The following is a 14,579-nucleotide window of genomic DNA, read 5'->3' as shown; positions in this document are numbered from 1 at the left end:
CGTTTCATGCGGTTGCTAACAGCCCAACCAATGACACGGCGTGAGTGCAGGTCCAGTATCACAGCCAGATACAGCCAGCCCTCGCGGGTCCAAACGTAGCTGATATCGCCTGCCCATTTCTGATTGGGCGCATCAGCGGTGAAGTCCCGATCCAGTAAGTTGGGCGCGATGTTGAACTTATGGTCGCTGTCCGTGGTCACTTTGTGTTTGCAGGTTCTTACGACTGATATGCGGTTCTGGCGCATCAGCCTACCTACGCGGCGGTGCCCCACATTCAGACCAATCTCTTTCAGCTCTTCGGTCATTCGTGGCCTGCCATAACTGCCCAAGCTGAGACGGGACTGTTCCTTGATGTGGGCCAGCGTGACCAGATCAGATCGCTGTCTGCGACTGGCCGGTCGATTGCGGAATGCTCGTAAACCACGTGAACTGACATCCATGACCTTGCAAAGACGCGCCATTTCGAAAGCTCCCGTGTGTTCTTCAATAAACCTGAACCTCATGGCTTTTGGCCCGCGAAGAACTGCGTTGCTTTTTTTAAGATCTCCCTCTCCTCCTTGAGAATACGGTTCTCGCGCCGAAGCCGGTCATTCTCCTTGGCAAGGCTCAAATCCTCTTTCGACACCACATCCGTGTCTCTATGCGCAGTAATCCACTTGTTCAGCGTCGACATGCCGACACCCAGATCGTCGGCCACCTGCTTGCGCGTTAGCCCACTGGTCAGCGCGATACGCACTGCATCTTGCCGGAATTCGTCCGTCCGTTTCAGTCCCATAGTCAGTCTCCTTTGTTGCAGTAAATGCTATCAAAGGAGCGGCTTCAAACCGCGACAGGTCCAGTCGACTTCTTCTTTGCCCACACTCAACTGCTCGCGAAGGCTTGCTGCATCAGCGAGACTACGATCCCTCTGTTGGATGATTTCCTCCATGTCTGCCTGAAGTCGTGCATTTTCCGTCTCGAGCTCTGCGATGTGCCGGCGTGCGGAACGTTTGTCAGAGCGTAGCCCTTCGCACATGGCATCAGCATCAGCTTGGCATTTTGCATTTTGCTCTGCGACCATAATTGCGAACGCGTCACGAGCTCCTTTCATGAAATGATCAATTGACGCCGTAACCGTGTCAGGCAAGGCTTCGAGCAAAGCGCGATCCTGCTCTTCTTTAAGCTCGGAAACGGCATCCTCGACCAAGCGTTGCAGGCTGTCCAAGCGGATCGACCCCTTAATGCCGTGCACCTTGCAAAGCTCATCTTTCACGAGAGGCGCATCTATCTGTGAACAGGGCGTACCAGCGTCCAGAAGCTGCTCGACGACGCCATAGACGAGTTCGGGAGGGTAGCTAAGTGGGCGTCCGCCCTGCTTCTTTTCGGATGCAATATTTGTCATTGGGAGTTTGTCTTTCTGTTTGTCAAACCGAGTTTGACAAACCTGTGGTGCGTTTGCTTTTGCCTTAGGGATCTGGGCTCGGTGCTCCTGCTGCGGAACGGATTTAACACATTCCGGAGTGGAGCCTCGGCAAACAGACTTTGTTCCCCCATTCACGACGGGTATCTGCCTTCAACAACCTTCATGATCTCTGAGCGACGCCAGCGACTCGAGCGACCCTGCTTTTGTGCGGCGGGAAATGTCTTGCGCTGAATGTCGCGGTAAATGCTCGCACGAGAACGGGCTACGATTTCGCAGACGGCTTTAATGGGTAGCAGGACGTCGTGGGGAGTATTGTCATGGTTCATTTTTCTTCTCCAGTTGGTGAACTGTAGAAGAAATGATGTCGATCAGGTTTCAACGGAAACGCGGATGTGCCAATAATCGGGTTCGATGCAATCTCTCAAGGGAGGGAAGTCTGTTATCCCGCTGTCGTCCCGAAGCCGGAATAGTTAAAGCTCAGCACATGGCAAATGTGAAGAATGTCATATTTTACTGAGGCTTACAATGGTGCCCGGGGGCGGAATCGAACCACCGACACGAGGATTTTCAATTTTCGTTTCGGTTTGGGGGTAGGAGCCTAGGCAGGTCTGAACCGTATGGAAACTAAACAGATTACTGGAGCTACTTGCCTGCCCACTATCTATATGCGCCTGAACAAACCTAGTACGTTCCGGTCTTTGTTACACAGAAATTACACTGTGTTGCTCGCTGCGTGCTTGCTTTGTCCCGACGTGCAGTGGGATTCCTCATCGCTTGCCTGCCAAGCGGTTTTATTCGAAGTGTGGAAAAAGAAGGATGGATATTCGCGAAGAAATCACAATCCTCGAATAGCTACTTCTAAGCTTGCACAATCTGTCCGCGTAGGTGCTTTCCGCAGGGTAGGTGTGGATTTCCCTGCCCGCGTAATCGACGCACTGGCATACGCTGTGGTTAATCCAGCCGTGGGCGTCTCACATGGCAGTACGCCTTTACCAGAGAACGCTATCCGCCCACCTCATCAATGAGCTGGCGCATCGAACGGAGGAGTGCCGACCATTCCTTCCGCTCTGATATTGCGGTGGCAGCGTAGAGGCCGTGCTTCCTTGCATTGTCATTTCCGATCGGCGCACCCGAAGACTTACCTCCATGCATTCTACATCTGCCGTTCGCCATTGCGGGGGACCGGCATGGCGTCCCGTTCCGAGTTCGCGCCCCGCAGCGCGGGCTCAGGTGCATGGGCAATTTGCTTTGCATGGGGTTGTTCCTTCAATTTGCTCTGCCCCCCTCCCCCGGGGCTTTCAATCGTGCCAACGACCGCCTGACCGCCTGCATGGACGTGAACATGTTCGACGGTAACCTTTTGCTGACCCTTGCCACGATGCTTGTTCAATGCGTCAAGCAGCGCCGCCGAAGTACGAGAGAGTTTGTTGGCCTGGTTCAAATTTGAGTGACGGCCTTCAAAGGTCTGATCACCAATCATAGCGCGTCCGTAGCACTCCATCGCCGCGTTGTGGGCGGCAATCATTTGGGCCACCATCATTCCTTCTAAAACATCGCGGGGAGCGACCTCTTCGAGGGCAGCGACCGCGGCATCGATCTGAATTGACCTCGTTGTTTCATCAGAGTGCTTCGTCCAAAGTGACTGGACCACCTGAGCCCCCAAGATCAAGTTCCACTCGTCGGATTTCGCGCCGCCGAGCGATTTCACCTCGCCTCTTCTCACGAGGGGGACCTTCGAACCTGTTGTCTTCGGTCCGGCGACACTCTCTGCTTTTCTCTTTGTCATCCATCCTCATTTCAGCCTTCGGCCCGCTACTGAGAGCACTCCGGTCTCATCATTCGGCTTCCGCTAGACGAAGCTAAGGCTCGCACCTATTTATGTTTCATGTGGTAACAGGATACCTCAATTTACACAAAAACACAAATTTTGCGACCGAGATTAAGTCGCTAACATGGGGATTTGAGGGGCCAGTTTGGAAAAACTGCGCCGAAAACATTGGCGGAAACCAGACATTCGCTGCATCTGCGAAGGTTCTGTGCCAGAATTGCAAAAGCGGCTATTCATGCCGTAGCAGACCGAAGCCCCCATGGTACGCTGCAGGCCAAAGGGCGGCGGTGCGCAGGAAGCATGCAATGGCTGCTCAACCCTTCCACGCCGGTTTTCGATGAACAGACAGGCGAGATGGCGGGGGTCGTCATCTACAGCCAGCGTATGGCATGGGTGCAGTCTTTTCTGACGCGTGTCCGTGAACAGTAAGATATAGACGTGGTGGCGCAAAACCGCGATGGCGAGACAATCGTTGATACCCGCGACACCGTCCGCGTTCTTCCCGACGCTGCCATAACGTAGGCCAGTTTGGTACGGGACCTGCACGAAACTTTTCAGTTGTTTGATTAAGGGGATGGGCACTATGCTTTTTCGCCGAACTTCGTCAGTGATGAACTGCCCAATTTCGGCTGGCGCGTCTTCGCTATGCTGGACCTGAGCAAGTTGATCAATGGGGTCCCGCAGTTTCTGCAAAGCTTAGTTGCCGCGGCTTCCGTCGCCGCGATCTTTGTCCTGCTCGCGACGTCAACCGTCGCGCGAGTGGTCCTACGCACGTTGGAAGATTTTGTTACCACCGTGAAGGGGATGGCGGAAGCTGAGTATAGCTACCCGCGGGAAAGCCGAAGTTCGCGCGAAGCCGTTAATCTGGCGCAGGCCTTAGCTCGCATTCAGGCGACCTTGGCCCTGCACCAGCAAGCGACGGCAAACGGGTCTCCCTCGGTTCGATTGCTGGAGAACAGTGCAGACGTGACGCCTCGCAAAGATGGCTATCCGGGTGATAAGATTTCGGACCAAACATCGAAGCAAAAGCCAAAGAAGCGTAAACCTTTAGCGACACGATGAACTGGAGGCAGTCGGCCCTCCAGACGCCATTGATCACCGGCACATTCTTTTGCCTTGCCACCAGTGCTCGGGCGGGTATTACGTTTTTCCAACTCGATCGGGCATTAAATGCCTCTGACGCAATGCTGGGCGCAGCGCGTGGCAAAATGAGTTTCAGTGCGAACTGTTCCACCTTTGACGTGGATCGAGCGTGGGAGCCTATGCAACTCGCGATTTCACCATCGAAAACCTTACGATCTTCAAAATTTGTCCGAGTATAAGGCAGGACGCCAGCACACCAGCCAATCCCAACCGGCGCTCCACTTCCCGTAGAAGTGTTAGGCCCGCGTCAGAACTCATCGCTGCGGCATCTAAATTGGAGAGGATCAGCTTGCCGTTCACGGGTTACGAGGCTGGGGCGGCGGGGGTAGACTGGTTTGAAGTGATGTGGCCCGCTTCGGACACTGGAAGTTTTGGCCAACACAAGAGAAAAAATACGTGCGTTCAAATCCTTACACCGCCTTCACCAACCCTTCATCAATATTTCGGATTAACCAGCCTGAACTAAAACACGGTGGTCCAATCCAACTGTTTCGTAGACGGATTGGTGTGGTTGATAGTCGAGCGGATGGATGGGCGAGGGGATTGGTTTGAACGCCAGATCGCCGTCAAGCTTGCGCTGGTTCGGATCAGCAATTGGGACGGCTTGCATCAGGGATTTGGTATAGGTGTGCTGCGGGTTCTCGAATACGGCGGCGCGCGGGCCAATTTCCACAATCCGGCCCAGATACATTACTGCCACATGATGGCTTACACGCTCGACCACCGCCATATCGTGGCTGATGAATAAATACGAGATGTCAAGATCGGCTTGCAATTCCATCATCAGGTTCAGCACCTGCGCTTGTACCGAGACATCCAGCGCCGACACGGCTTCATCCGCAACGATCAAGCCGGGGGAGACCGCAAGCGCGCGGGCGATTGCGATCCGTTGGCGTTGACCGCCCGACAGCTCATGCGGGAAACGGCGCAGGAAATCGCGCGGCAGACCGACACGGTCGAACAGTTGTGCGGCGCGCTCCTCGCGGTTGTCCAGGCCGTAGTTCTGCATGGGCTCGGTGAGTTGCGCCTGCAGCCGCATGTACGGATTGAGGGAGGCGAACGGATCCTGAAAGATCATCTGCATGTGCTGGCGCATTCCGCGCAGCTCGTGCTTGGTCTGGGCGAGGACGTTTTGGCCGCCCAGATGGACGGTGCCACTGGTCGCTTCCACCAACCGCAAAATGGAGCGGCCACAAGATGATTTCCCGCATCCGCTTTCCCCGACGAGGCTGAGGGTTTCACCCTTGTTTACGGTGAACGAAACATCTTCGACCGCGTGTACCTGCGCTACCGTTCGGCGGAATACGCCACCTTTGACAGGAAAGCGCGTGGTCAGATTGCGCACCTCCAGCAGCGGCTCTGGTGTCGCACGCGGCGTGAGCGGTTTGGGATCATGCGTGTCGCCTACAAGGCGCAAGGGCTCGGGAGCCGATTGGCCCGCCATGTCCCCCAGACGCGGCACAGCGGCCAGCAGCGCACGGGTGTATTCGGCCTTGGGTGCTGCGAAAATCTCAGCTACAGGGCCGGTCTCCACCACGTCACCCTTATACATCACCACCACGCGGTCGGCGATCTGGGCCACCACAGCCATGTCATGGGTGATGAACATTACCGCCATGCCTATCTCACGTTTCAAACGGTTGAGGAGGGCCAAAATCTCGGCCTGAATGGTCACGTCCAAAGCTGTTGTCGGTTCATCCGCGATCAGCAGGCGGGGTCTGCAGGCCATGGCGATGGCGATCACGACACGCTGGCGCATGCCACCAGACAATTCATGCGGATATTGCTTCAACCGCCGCTCAGGCTCGGGTATGCGGACCTCTCTAAGCAACTCCAACGCACGCTCGCGGGCCTTGGACCTGCTCAGCGGCTCATGCATCAACAGGCCGTCGGTTAGTTGCCGCTCGATGTTGAACACAGGGTTCAGGGACGTCATTGGCTCCTGAAAAATCATCCCTATCTCATTGCCGCGGATACTCTGCATTGTGGCGGCATCGGCGGTGACCAGATCCATTGTCACGTCACCGCGCTGAAACATCAGGTGCCCATCAAGGATCTCGCCACCGCCAAACTCCACCAGGCGCATCAACGACAAAGACGTAACCGATTTGCCCGATCCGCTTTCACCGACGATGCACACCGTCTCCCCCGGCTGGATGGAAAAGCTGACATCCTTGACTGCAGCAGCGCCGCCGAATCCAACCCGCAGGCCAACTATTTCTACAATTGGTTTGGTCATTTTGTCCTCGGATCCAGAACGTCGCGCAGGACATCTCCGAACATGTTAAGTCCTAAAACAGTGATCGCCACAGCTGCTCCCGGCACCAGTGCAGTCCAAGGAGCCACATCCAGATAATCGCGGCTGGCCTGGATCATCAGGCCCCAGCTGGCATCGGGCGGCTGCGTGCCAAGACCCAGAAACGAAAGACCCGCCTCGGCCAATATCGCAAAGGCAAGGCTGATCGTAGCCTGTACGATGATGGGTGGCATGATATTGGGCAGGATATGGCGGATAATCATCCATGTGTCTGATGTGCCTACGGCGCGCGCGGCCTCGACATAGGGCATTTGTGCTACGCGCAGCGCTTCACCCCTAATGATGCGGGCCAGATACGGCGTAAAAGCAATGCCGATGGCGATGATCGTATTGGTCAGGTTCGGCCCCAGCACCGCCGATATGGTCAGCGCCAGCAACAACGCCGGAAAGGCAAGCAGCGTATCCACCAACCGCATCAATACATTGTCAATCCAGCCTCCGAAGTATCCCGAAATGACGCCTAGCGGCAGACCGATCACGAGGCTCATCAGCACTGCTGTGCCCGCAATCATAATGGAGGTTTGTGCGCCAAGAAGCATTCGAAACATTAGATCCCGGCCCAATTGGTCTGTGCCCATCAGATAGGTCGTGCTTGGCCCGGCAAGGCGCGACCGCATATCCATCTGCGTGGCCCATGTGTCGGGAATGAGCAACGGCGCTAATAGGGCGACTGCGAGGACCAGCAACACGATGCCGCCGCCAACAATCCCCTTTCCGGTGAAAAATTCCTTCATGGTAATTTTATCCTTGGATCAATTGCAGCATAGAGCAGATCCACCACCAGATTGGTGATCATCACAACGGCAGCAATGACGAAGACCGTACTTTGAATTAGAGGAATGTCGCGGTTGAGCAGGGCCTGATAGGTCAGCCAGCCCATGCCGGTAAAATTAAACAGGCTCTCGATCACGATGATAGAGCCGAAAAGATACCCGACTTGTAGGCCCGCCACGGTCATCACAGGGCCAATCGCGTTAGCCAGCGCATAACGCCAGATCACCGTATGTTCGGTCAGGCCCTTTGCGCGCGCGACGCGGATGAATTCCTGACTGAGAATGGAAGACATGGTAGAGCGGGTCATGCGCGTAAGATGCGCCATCAACCCCAGCCCGAGGGCCAGAGAGGGCAGGAACGCATGGCGCACTGCTGCGATGAAATCATCTGCCGGATGCACAAACCCCGACGAAGGCAGCCAGCCCAGATACCGGGCAAAAAGCAAGATCAGCATGATGCCCCAAAAGAAATCAGGCAGGCTGACGCCCATCAGCGCGGTCGTTGATGCGGTTGTATCTTGCCATTTATCACGGTGCACTGCCGCCCAAACGCCCAGCGGAATGGCCGCTGCCAGTGCGATGGTCATCGACATCACTACGATCAGAGCCGAGGCCGCAACCTTGTTGGCAATCAGCGGGCCAATGGCCTCTTTGAACACCAGCGAATTGCCCCAATCACCCGTCAACATTCCGCCAATCCAGCGCCCATATTGCACAATCAGCGGGTCGTTCAATCCCAGGCTTTCCCGCAAGCCCGCTAAGGCTTCGGGGTTGGACTGCGTGCCCATAATCACCATGGCTACATCGCCCGGCAAGATATTGGTCACCATAAAGGTAATTACCGAGATCAGCAGCAGCGTCAAAGCCACCGACAGCAATCTGTTAGCGATATAGGTCATGCACGTCCCCGGGGTGAAGCACCGGGAGTTACCCCCCCGGCGCAGTTGCATCAGGCTTCTTTGAGCCAGACCTTGTGGAAGTTCATCTCGGATCCATTAGGCTGCACGATGGTGTCCAGACCCATCACATTTGTCTGTGCGCCGATAGTGCCATTGCGGAACCACAAGATCACGTCCAGGGTGTTTTCATTGATGTATTTCTGCACGTCTTTGTAGATCGCCATGCGATCATCAGTGTCCACGGTGATGCGAGCCTTTTCCAGCATCTCGTCCAGCGCGGGCTCGGATATCTTGCGATAATTGAAACCGCCCGTGGTGTGATACAGCGAATAGTAGAGGAAATCCGGTTCCCACAACGTGAAGAAGTTCATCATCGTGATCTGGAAGTCCTTATCGACCCAAACCTGTGACAACCAGTCCGACCATGTAAGCTGCTCAATTTTTATGTCGACACCGCCCTGACGGAACCATTCGAGCATGATTTGCGCACTATCAACGTGGTAGGGGTAGTTGGTTGTGACCTTGAACACGACCTTCAGCTCTCCTGGGCCAAATCCTGCCTCTTGCAGCAAAGCCGCCGCACGTTCGAAGTCTTGCGGGCGCTGGCTGATACTGTCGTTATAGGACGCAGAGGTGGGGAAGCTGGGCGATGCCGAGGCTTTACCCTGCCCCCAGAGCGCGCCTTGCATCAGCACTTCTTTGTCTATCATCAGGTCAAAGGCTTCGCGGACGCGCGCGTCTTTGAACGGCTCAAATTCATGGTTGAAGTTCAGAAAGTCAAAGTTCAGCGGAAACCACGAAACCGTTTGGAATTCATTGTTACTCTCAAATTCGGACATACGATCCAGCGGAATGTCGTTGATCATGTGCACTTCGCCTGTGCGCAGGCCTGTCAGCCGTACTGTGGGCTCAGTGATTTCGCGACTGATGACTTTTTCCAGATAGGCCGGACCGTCAAAATATTCCTCGAACCGCTCCAGTTCAACCTCGTTGCCAAATTCGCGACGCACGAATTTGAAGGGGCCGGCACCGACAGGGGTGTCACCCTGAACGTCGCCTGAGCCTATTGGCATCACTACGCCTGCACCATTCTCAGCCAAGCGTGACAGAAACGGCGCGTTTACAGATTTCAGTTTAACAATAACAGTTACATCATCGGGGGTTTCAATCGCTTCGACAGCGTTGAACACCTCGAAATTCGTGGCGCCGGTTTCAGGGTCTGCGCAGCGCTCGAACGAGTATTTTACATCTGCCGATGTCATCTTTGCGCCTGTGTGGAACATCACATCATCGCGCAGCGTGAAAGTGTACGTGAGGCCATCATCAGATTGCTCAAAGCTGCTGGCGAGGTTTGGAACAACGTTCAGATCGGCATCCGTGGTCACGATGCTTTCATGTACGTTTTGCAGCAAGCGCCCTGTTGAGGCGGTGCCAGTCTGATGTATGTCAAGGTTTTGGGTTGTCTCGGAATGGCCCCAAATCAAGGTGCCTCCGCTGACAGGGGTGGCATGTGCATCGGCAAATGCCATCGGTGCGCCGGTCATCAACCCTCCGCCGATCATGGCAGTGGATGTCTGTAAGAACTCTCTACGTTTCATATTCTCTCTCTCCGGTTTTTGGGTGTGTCATGCGATAAAAGTGGATGGAATAGCCCTACGTGTTTGGGTCTTGTTATTGTGGAAAATCAGGCCTTTCGCTTGCTACACCCAACGCCTTTTCCAGCGCCATTCCGAGGTTTAGCAGCGGCCCTTCGTCAAAGAGGTGCCCCCATAAGGATATGCCCTGCGGGACGCGGAAGGTATCGCCTCCCATCGCATCACCTGTGGTGAGCTTGCCCGCGCCCAAAGAAGCAGCGGAGCGGGTGGGCACCTGCTCAAACCCTGCGCGAAGGTGCAAACAGGGGTGTCCAGTAAAGTTGCTCGCAACCAGCATCGGACCGGTCATAAATGGACCGATCAAGGCATCCATACCGCTCATCATTTCGCCGACCGCTTGCATGACGCGGTACCGCAGACGGTCAAGGTTGACGTGGTCAACCGCGGACAGGAACCGTGCCTTGCGCATGGTATTGGGCCATGCGCCTTCGTCCTGCCATGTTAATGTGTCGTCAGCGTCTGTCAGGGTCAGCTCTTCAAAGGCGGCGCCTGCTTCTGCATACAGGATATTCATAAGTGCGCCGTAAGGCAGATCGGGAATGCTGACCTCGACCACTTTGATCCCGAGGCTTTTTGCGGTTTCCAGCGCGGCGCGGTCCACGTCTGTGGCTCCCTCCCCGAAAGCTTCTGGCAGATAACCCAACACCATGTCTTCGATGCCCTTCTTCGCATCGAACACGAACGGGGCGTCAATGCTGCCACGGTCAGCGGGATCACCGCCGTTGAGGGCGGCCAAAACCAGCGCAGTATCCTCGACCGAGCGGCAGATCGGCCCAACTTTGTCCAACGACCAGCACAGCGCCATTGCACCCGCGCGGCTGACCCGCCCGAACGTGGGGCGTAGTCCAGTTGTACCGCATCGCTGCGAGGGCGAGGTGATGGAGCCGAGTGTTTCCGTCCCGATCGAGAACCCACATAGCCCCGCGCCCGTGGCCGAAGCTGATCCGGCACTTGACCCCGACGAGCCTTCATTGAGGTTCCAGGGGTTACGCGTCCAACCGCCATACCACACATCATTATAAGCCAATGCGCCAAGCGTGGTTTTGCCCAGCAAAACGGCACCCGCTGCGCGCATTTTCCGGGTCACGGCCGCGTCGCTGTCAGGCATATTGTGCTGGAACGGCTCTGCCCCCCAGCCTGTCGCGATGCCTTTGGTGTCAAACAAGTCCTTCAGGCCGTAGGGGATACCATGCAGAGGCCCGAGGTTGCTGCCTGCACGGGTCAGAGCGTCCATTGCATCAGCTTCGACCAAGGCGAGATCAGCTGTGATGGTCGCATAACATTCCAGCTTGGGGTTTAGCGCCTCGATCCGTGCAAGATAGATCTGCGTCAGACGTCGTGATGTAATCTGACCTGCGCCAATCCAGTAGGAAAGATGCGTCAACGGGGCAAACGCAATGTCCTCATCAGACGCTGGCAAATCTGGTGCGACATGCGATCGTGTGACCATAGACTGACCGTGCGGCATGACAAATCCTGCCAACCGCGGATCGAACTTGCAGGCCATAGGAGTACCATTGTCCAGCTTCACCGCGCGGCGTGCTTGTGCGGACAGCATCTGGCCTTCCAGATTTCCGATCATCTGCTCGCGCTCGGCGGGCGTATAATCAATCCCCATCAGCTTTTCTGCGGCAGCGATGTCCGATGTGGTGATGTCCTTCGTCATGTCTCAGTCCTCCGCGTGGGGTTTGCTGTCCAGCGCTGCATGAAGCGCTGCTGAAATAGTCTCGAGGTGATCGCGCATCGCGTTACGTGCCGCATCGGAATGACCAAGTTCGATGGCATCAATGATGGCCGTATGTTCGCTGTGGCTGACCAGAACGGACGAGGTGCTGCGCGCACGCGCCCGTATCGAGACCCAATCCATATTTCTGCGAATATTGTCGAACAGCCCATAGGCTGTCAGTAGCGGACGGTTGCGTGCACATTGTGCAATCAAGCGGTGCAGAGAGGCATCCCATAGTTCTGTCGCCTTCGCATCCGCAGCCTCGAAACGTCTTTGCGCAAGTTGGCGCAAGCGTGTGATTTCGTCCGGCGACGCGCGCTGCGCGCACATCGCTGCCAGTTCAGGCTCAATACAAAGACGTGCTTCCATGACTTCGAGCGCGTTTGTTTCTCCGACAATTTTTGCGGCCAGATCGCCCATCGGATCGCGAGGTTGGCCGATGAATGTACCCTTGCCCTGTTGTCGCCAGACAAGGCCTTCTTCCTCGAGCCGGTCTAACGCTGCGCGGATGTTTCGCCTGCTGACGTTTAGTTGCTCGGCTAACGCACGTTCTGTCGGCAACTTACCGTTTTCCGGCAGTTCGCCCAAGCGGATCAGGTCAAGCAGGGACACACGGACCCTGTTTTCAGGGCCTGAGTAGTTCATCACCGAGGTCATTGTGAAACCGCCATGACGCGTGAACGGCTCGCTCCGTCCTTTCCAATGCGCAGCAGGTTGGCAAATTCTGCAAAAGAGGCAGCGATCATTGCCCGCTGGCGTGTACCACTGGACGATTGGTGCGGATCCTTAAATAGCCTCGTTTTGAAGTTTTCCATGCCCATTCGCTTAAGCATCGACAAACGACGGGCCCGAGCATCCGTTTTGCTCCCTTCTTGGTGGCTTAGAATGGTCTCGCTGATTTGGTTGACTATGGTGCATGACGGATCAAGCGAGGTCATCGGTTCTTGAAATATCTTCGCCAGTCGGTTTTTGCGTTGTGAAGCTGACATGATCTGCTCAGCCGGTACAGATAATACTCTTTCAAACTCAAGTTTTATTGGAGAAAAATTTGCTGTGTATTTTGGAAGAACAGCCATGACGGCCAACTCCGTCACGCTTTTAGCGAAACCGGATCCGTCAACGACACAAAGCGCCTCACCGCGCTTAACCTCGCGACTTACATCATTAACAACATTTGGCTTCCTTTTTAAACCAACGGGTAAATGCGCTAGCGATAGCAGTGGCGCATCATCATCTTCGGCTCGACTCGATGATGTCATCTACACTCCAAACTTAATGAACCAATTGGATATTGGTGCAATCACGCTGATGTGCGACGGCCAGTTAGTCAAATAATAAATGGCGACGATTGCCTAATTGCATAGACCTGCCTAAAATCGAGGCAATGGCTTTTCCCCGCAACAACGTCAACAACCCAGATTGCTGACGGATGGACCAACATAGATATCACCGTCGTGACGTACTCGAGAAGCGAGAAGAAGGATCACATGTCTCCATCGACACAACCCAAATTTATCAAACATACCTCCGAGCGCCGACCGACTTCCAAGTCGGTGCGACTTGGAAGTCGACACTAAGAATGACTGTCTGTGGCAACAGTCGAAACTCGGACGCCTCGATCTGGGTTCTGGCGATATGCATTCTATTGCCCTGATCCTGCGCACCACCACGGACTTGGAATCATAGGAAAACCAAAAAGACTCCGTGAATGAGGAGATCAAGCTTCTTCCGGGTGCGGAAGTCTTGGAAATAGCGCCTTCAACGCGCCTGTTCGGTTTCAATCCCATGAGGCGAACTATGCTGCAATTGCGCTGTTCAATGTCTCTGAAAAGCCATTTAATAAAAAAGGGTAAATGCCCGATTTAGTGCATTTACAGCGTAAGGGCACATTCCAAGTGAGCGTCCTCTTTCACAACGAAAAGACAGCGTTGACAGCCGCGGGATATCACACTTTGCTACGCGGCAGCCCTCGGCCTTAGTTCCGGGCGGGGGCAAGTATTGAGGAGTCTCTTCGTCCCAAACCGCCGACCTTTACAGTTCGAACATGCTGCGCAATGCGTGAACGTCAGGTCTGGCGGTTCTGCGTCGCGGCATCGCGACTGACAGGAGAGGACCGCTTTGGGCCGTCCATGAAGACGGCCCAAAAATTTAGATTTCGATGGCTTCCGCGATAGCAAGAGCATCTTCCAACTCAACGCCGAGATAGCGCACTGTGCTGTCCATCTTGGTATGACCCAACAGAAGCTGAACCGCACGCAAGTTTCCCGTCTTCTTGTATATCTGCGTGACTTTCGTGCGTCGCATTGAATGGGTTCCATATGCTGTCACTTCCAATCCAATTGATGAAATCCAGTCTCGAACAATCCGGGCATACTGGCGGGTCGAGATATGCAAACACTGGTGAAAACGACCAGGCCAGAGGTGTTCGGACCCGACCATCAGCGGGTCTTCCATCCACTTCGCGAGCGAGGCTCTTGTCCCTTCGGAGATCTCAAAGCGCACGGGCTTCTGTGTTTTGCTTTGCAGTACGGACGCCCGTTCTTTGATTTGGCCAGATGCCATAACATCGACCACTTTCATTCTGACCAAATCGCAGCCGCGTAGCTTGCTGTCGATGGCGAGGTTGAACAACGCGAGATCGCGATGGTTTGCGGCGAGCTCAAGTCGAACTCTGATTGCCCATACATGCTTGGGTTTCAGCGGGCGTTTCTGGCCGACGATCCGGCCCTTGTTCCAAGCTGGACGTAGCGCGCGAATGGCAGGTAAGTTTGGTGTTTCCATGACTGATCCTCCGATCCGCCAATCCCTCCCACATCGACAACCCGACGTTGACCTG

Annotated in this window: 14 protein-coding genes and 1 pseudogene; 2 read left to right on the top strand and 13 right to left on the bottom strand. The window is 55.1% G+C overall.

What is annotated here, in order from left to right; genetic code table 11:
* The 5 genes and pseudogenes from Z945_RS20235 to Z945_RS0104290 all read right to left on the bottom strand — a co-directional run.
* A pseudogene (locus Z945_RS20235) lies at positions 1 to 775 on the bottom strand (IS3 family transposase); the annotation flags it as partial.
* Between the two features lie 30 nt (positions 776 to 805).
* Positions 806 to 1,381, bottom strand: coding sequence for a hypothetical protein (locus tag Z945_RS0104295; RefSeq protein WP_025050885.1), 576 nt, complete (start codon positions 1,379 to 1,381; stop codon positions 806 to 808).
* 152 nt (positions 1,382 to 1,533) lie between these two features.
* Positions 1,534 to 1,728: a helix-turn-helix transcriptional regulator gene (locus tag Z945_RS20230; RefSeq protein ID WP_081780938.1), complete on the bottom strand. Its 195-nt coding sequence runs from the start codon at positions 1,726 to 1,728 to the stop codon at positions 1,534 to 1,536.
* Positions 1,729 to 2,404: 676 nt separating this feature from the next.
* The gene (locus tag Z945_RS20925) at positions 2,405 to 2,638 is read right to left on the bottom strand and encodes an HGGxSTG domain-containing protein (protein ID WP_277618911.1); all 234 of its coding nucleotides are present in this window, start codon (positions 2,636 to 2,638) and stop codon (positions 2,405 to 2,407) included.
* Positions 2,556 to 3,188: a hypothetical protein gene (locus Z945_RS0104290; protein WP_025050884.1), complete on the bottom strand. Its 633-nt coding sequence runs from the start codon at positions 3,186 to 3,188 to the stop codon at positions 2,556 to 2,558. The genes Z945_RS20925 and Z945_RS0104290 overlap by 83 nt, the downstream gene beginning before the upstream one ends.
* Before the next feature lie 342 nt (positions 3,189 to 3,530).
* Between Z945_RS0104290 and Z945_RS20920 the strand changes: the two genes are divergently transcribed.
* Together Z945_RS20920 and Z945_RS0104280 are read left to right on the top strand one after the other, a co-directional pair.
* A complete protein-coding gene (locus Z945_RS20920) occupies positions 3,531 to 3,659 on the top strand; it encodes a hypothetical protein (protein ID WP_277618909.1) in 129 nt (42 codons plus the stop codon).
* A 216-nt stretch (positions 3,660 to 3,875) separates the two neighbouring features.
* Positions 3,876 to 4,292 carry a hypothetical protein gene (locus Z945_RS0104280; RefSeq protein WP_025050883.1) on the top strand — a complete coding sequence of 139 codons (417 nt, stop codon included), beginning with the start codon at positions 3,876 to 3,878 and terminating at the stop codon, positions 4,290 to 4,292.
* Between the two features lie 529 nt (positions 4,293 to 4,821).
* Here the strand turns inward: Z945_RS0104280 and Z945_RS0104275 are convergent.
* The 8 genes from Z945_RS0104275 to Z945_RS0104240 all read right to left on the bottom strand — a co-directional run bounded on the left by Z945_RS0104275 (position 4,822) and on the right by Z945_RS0104240 (position 14,524).
* Complete coding sequence (locus Z945_RS0104275; protein WP_025050882.1) at positions 4,822 to 6,612, bottom strand: ABC transporter ATP-binding protein; 1,791 nt, start codon at positions 6,610 to 6,612, stop codon at positions 4,822 to 4,824.
* Positions 6,609 to 7,424, bottom strand: coding sequence for an ABC transporter permease (locus Z945_RS0104270; protein ID WP_025050881.1), 816 nt, complete (start codon positions 7,422 to 7,424; stop codon positions 6,609 to 6,611). The genes Z945_RS0104275 and Z945_RS0104270 overlap by 4 nt, the downstream gene beginning before the upstream one ends.
* Positions 7,421 to 8,362 (bottom strand): ABC transporter permease, encoded by a 942-nt coding sequence (locus Z945_RS0104265; protein ID WP_025050880.1) that lies wholly within the window; start codon positions 8,360 to 8,362, stop codon positions 7,421 to 7,423. The genes Z945_RS0104270 and Z945_RS0104265 overlap by 4 nt, the downstream gene beginning before the upstream one ends.
* A 50-nt stretch (positions 8,363 to 8,412) precedes the next feature.
* On the bottom strand, positions 8,413 to 9,960 hold the full coding sequence (locus Z945_RS0104260; RefSeq protein ID WP_081780936.1) for an ABC transporter substrate-binding protein: 1,548 nt from the start codon (positions 9,958 to 9,960) through the stop codon (positions 8,413 to 8,415).
* 73 nt (positions 9,961 to 10,033) lie between these two features.
* Positions 10,034 to 11,683 carry an amidase gene (locus Z945_RS0104255; RefSeq protein WP_025050878.1) on the bottom strand — a complete coding sequence of 550 codons (1,650 nt, stop codon included), beginning with the start codon at positions 11,681 to 11,683 and terminating at the stop codon, positions 10,034 to 10,036.
* Positions 11,684 to 11,686: 3 nt separating this feature from the next.
* Complete coding sequence (locus Z945_RS19325; RefSeq protein ID WP_037970530.1) at positions 11,687 to 12,388, bottom strand: FadR/GntR family transcriptional regulator; 702 nt, start codon at positions 12,386 to 12,388, stop codon at positions 11,687 to 11,689.
* Between the two features lie 8 nt (positions 12,389 to 12,396).
* Positions 12,397 to 13,002, bottom strand: coding sequence for an ATP-binding cassette domain-containing protein (locus Z945_RS20220; RefSeq protein ID WP_025050877.1), 606 nt, complete (start codon positions 13,000 to 13,002; stop codon positions 12,397 to 12,399).
* Between the two features lie 889 nt (positions 13,003 to 13,891).
* Positions 13,892 to 14,524 (bottom strand): tyrosine-type recombinase/integrase, encoded by a 633-nt coding sequence (locus Z945_RS0104240; protein WP_025050876.1) that lies wholly within the window; start codon positions 14,522 to 14,524, stop codon positions 13,892 to 13,894.
* Between the last annotated feature and the right edge of the window lie 55 nt (positions 14,525 to 14,579).

It is taken from the genome of Sulfitobacter noctilucae (genome assembly GCF_000622365.1).
In the GTDB taxonomy this organism is placed as follows: Bacteria; Pseudomonadota; Alphaproteobacteria; order Rhodobacterales; family Rhodobacteraceae; genus Sulfitobacter; species Sulfitobacter noctilucae.
The sequence above is the reverse complement of the archived record's forward strand: the minus strand, read 5'-3'. Positions and strand labels throughout refer to the sequence as shown.

Bases quoted from the DNA above. Each gene is read 5' to 3' on its own strand.
- Z945_RS0104295 (WP_025050885.1), bottom strand. From the start codon at position 1,381: ATGACAAATATTGCATCCGAAAAGAAGCAGGGCGGACGCCCACTTAGC.
- Z945_RS20230 (WP_081780938.1), bottom strand. From the start codon at position 1,728: ATGAACCATGACAATACTCCCCACGACGTCCTGCTACCCATTAAAGCC.
- Z945_RS20925 (WP_277618911.1), bottom strand. From the start codon at position 2,638: ATGCACCTGAGCCCGCGCTGCGGGGCGCGAACTCGGAACGGGACGCCA.
- Z945_RS0104290 (WP_025050884.1), bottom strand. From the start codon at position 3,188: ATGACAAAGAGAAAAGCAGAGAGTGTCGCCGGACCGAAGACAACAGGT.
- Z945_RS20920 (WP_277618909.1), top strand. From the start codon at position 3,531: ATGCAATGGCTGCTCAACCCTTCCACGCCGGTTTTCGATGAACAGACA.
- Z945_RS0104280 (WP_025050883.1), top strand. From the start codon at position 3,876: ATGCTGGACCTGAGCAAGTTGATCAATGGGGTCCCGCAGTTTCTGCAA.
- Z945_RS0104275 (WP_025050882.1), bottom strand. From the start codon at position 6,612: ATGACCAAACCAATTGTAGAAATAGTTGGCCTGCGGGTTGGATTCGGC.
- Z945_RS0104270 (WP_025050881.1), bottom strand. From the start codon at position 7,424: ATGAAGGAATTTTTCACCGGAAAGGGGATTGTTGGCGGCGGCATCGTG.
- Z945_RS0104265 (WP_025050880.1), bottom strand. From the start codon at position 8,362: ATGACCTATATCGCTAACAGATTGCTGTCGGTGGCTTTGACGCTGCTG.
- Z945_RS0104260 (WP_081780936.1), bottom strand. From the start codon at position 9,960: ATGAAACGTAGAGAGTTCTTACAGACATCCACTGCCATGATCGGCGGA.
- Z945_RS0104255 (WP_025050878.1), bottom strand. From the start codon at position 11,683: ATGACGAAGGACATCACCACATCGGACATCGCTGCCGCAGAAAAGCTG.
- Z945_RS19325 (WP_037970530.1), bottom strand. From the start codon at position 12,388: ATGAACTACTCAGGCCCTGAAAACAGGGTCCGTGTGTCCCTGCTTGAC.
- Z945_RS20220 (WP_025050877.1), bottom strand. From the start codon at position 13,002: ATGACATCATCGAGTCGAGCCGAAGATGATGATGCGCCACTGCTATCG.
- Z945_RS0104240 (WP_025050876.1), bottom strand. From the start codon at position 14,524: ATGGAAACACCAAACTTACCTGCCATTCGCGCGCTACGTCCAGCTTGG.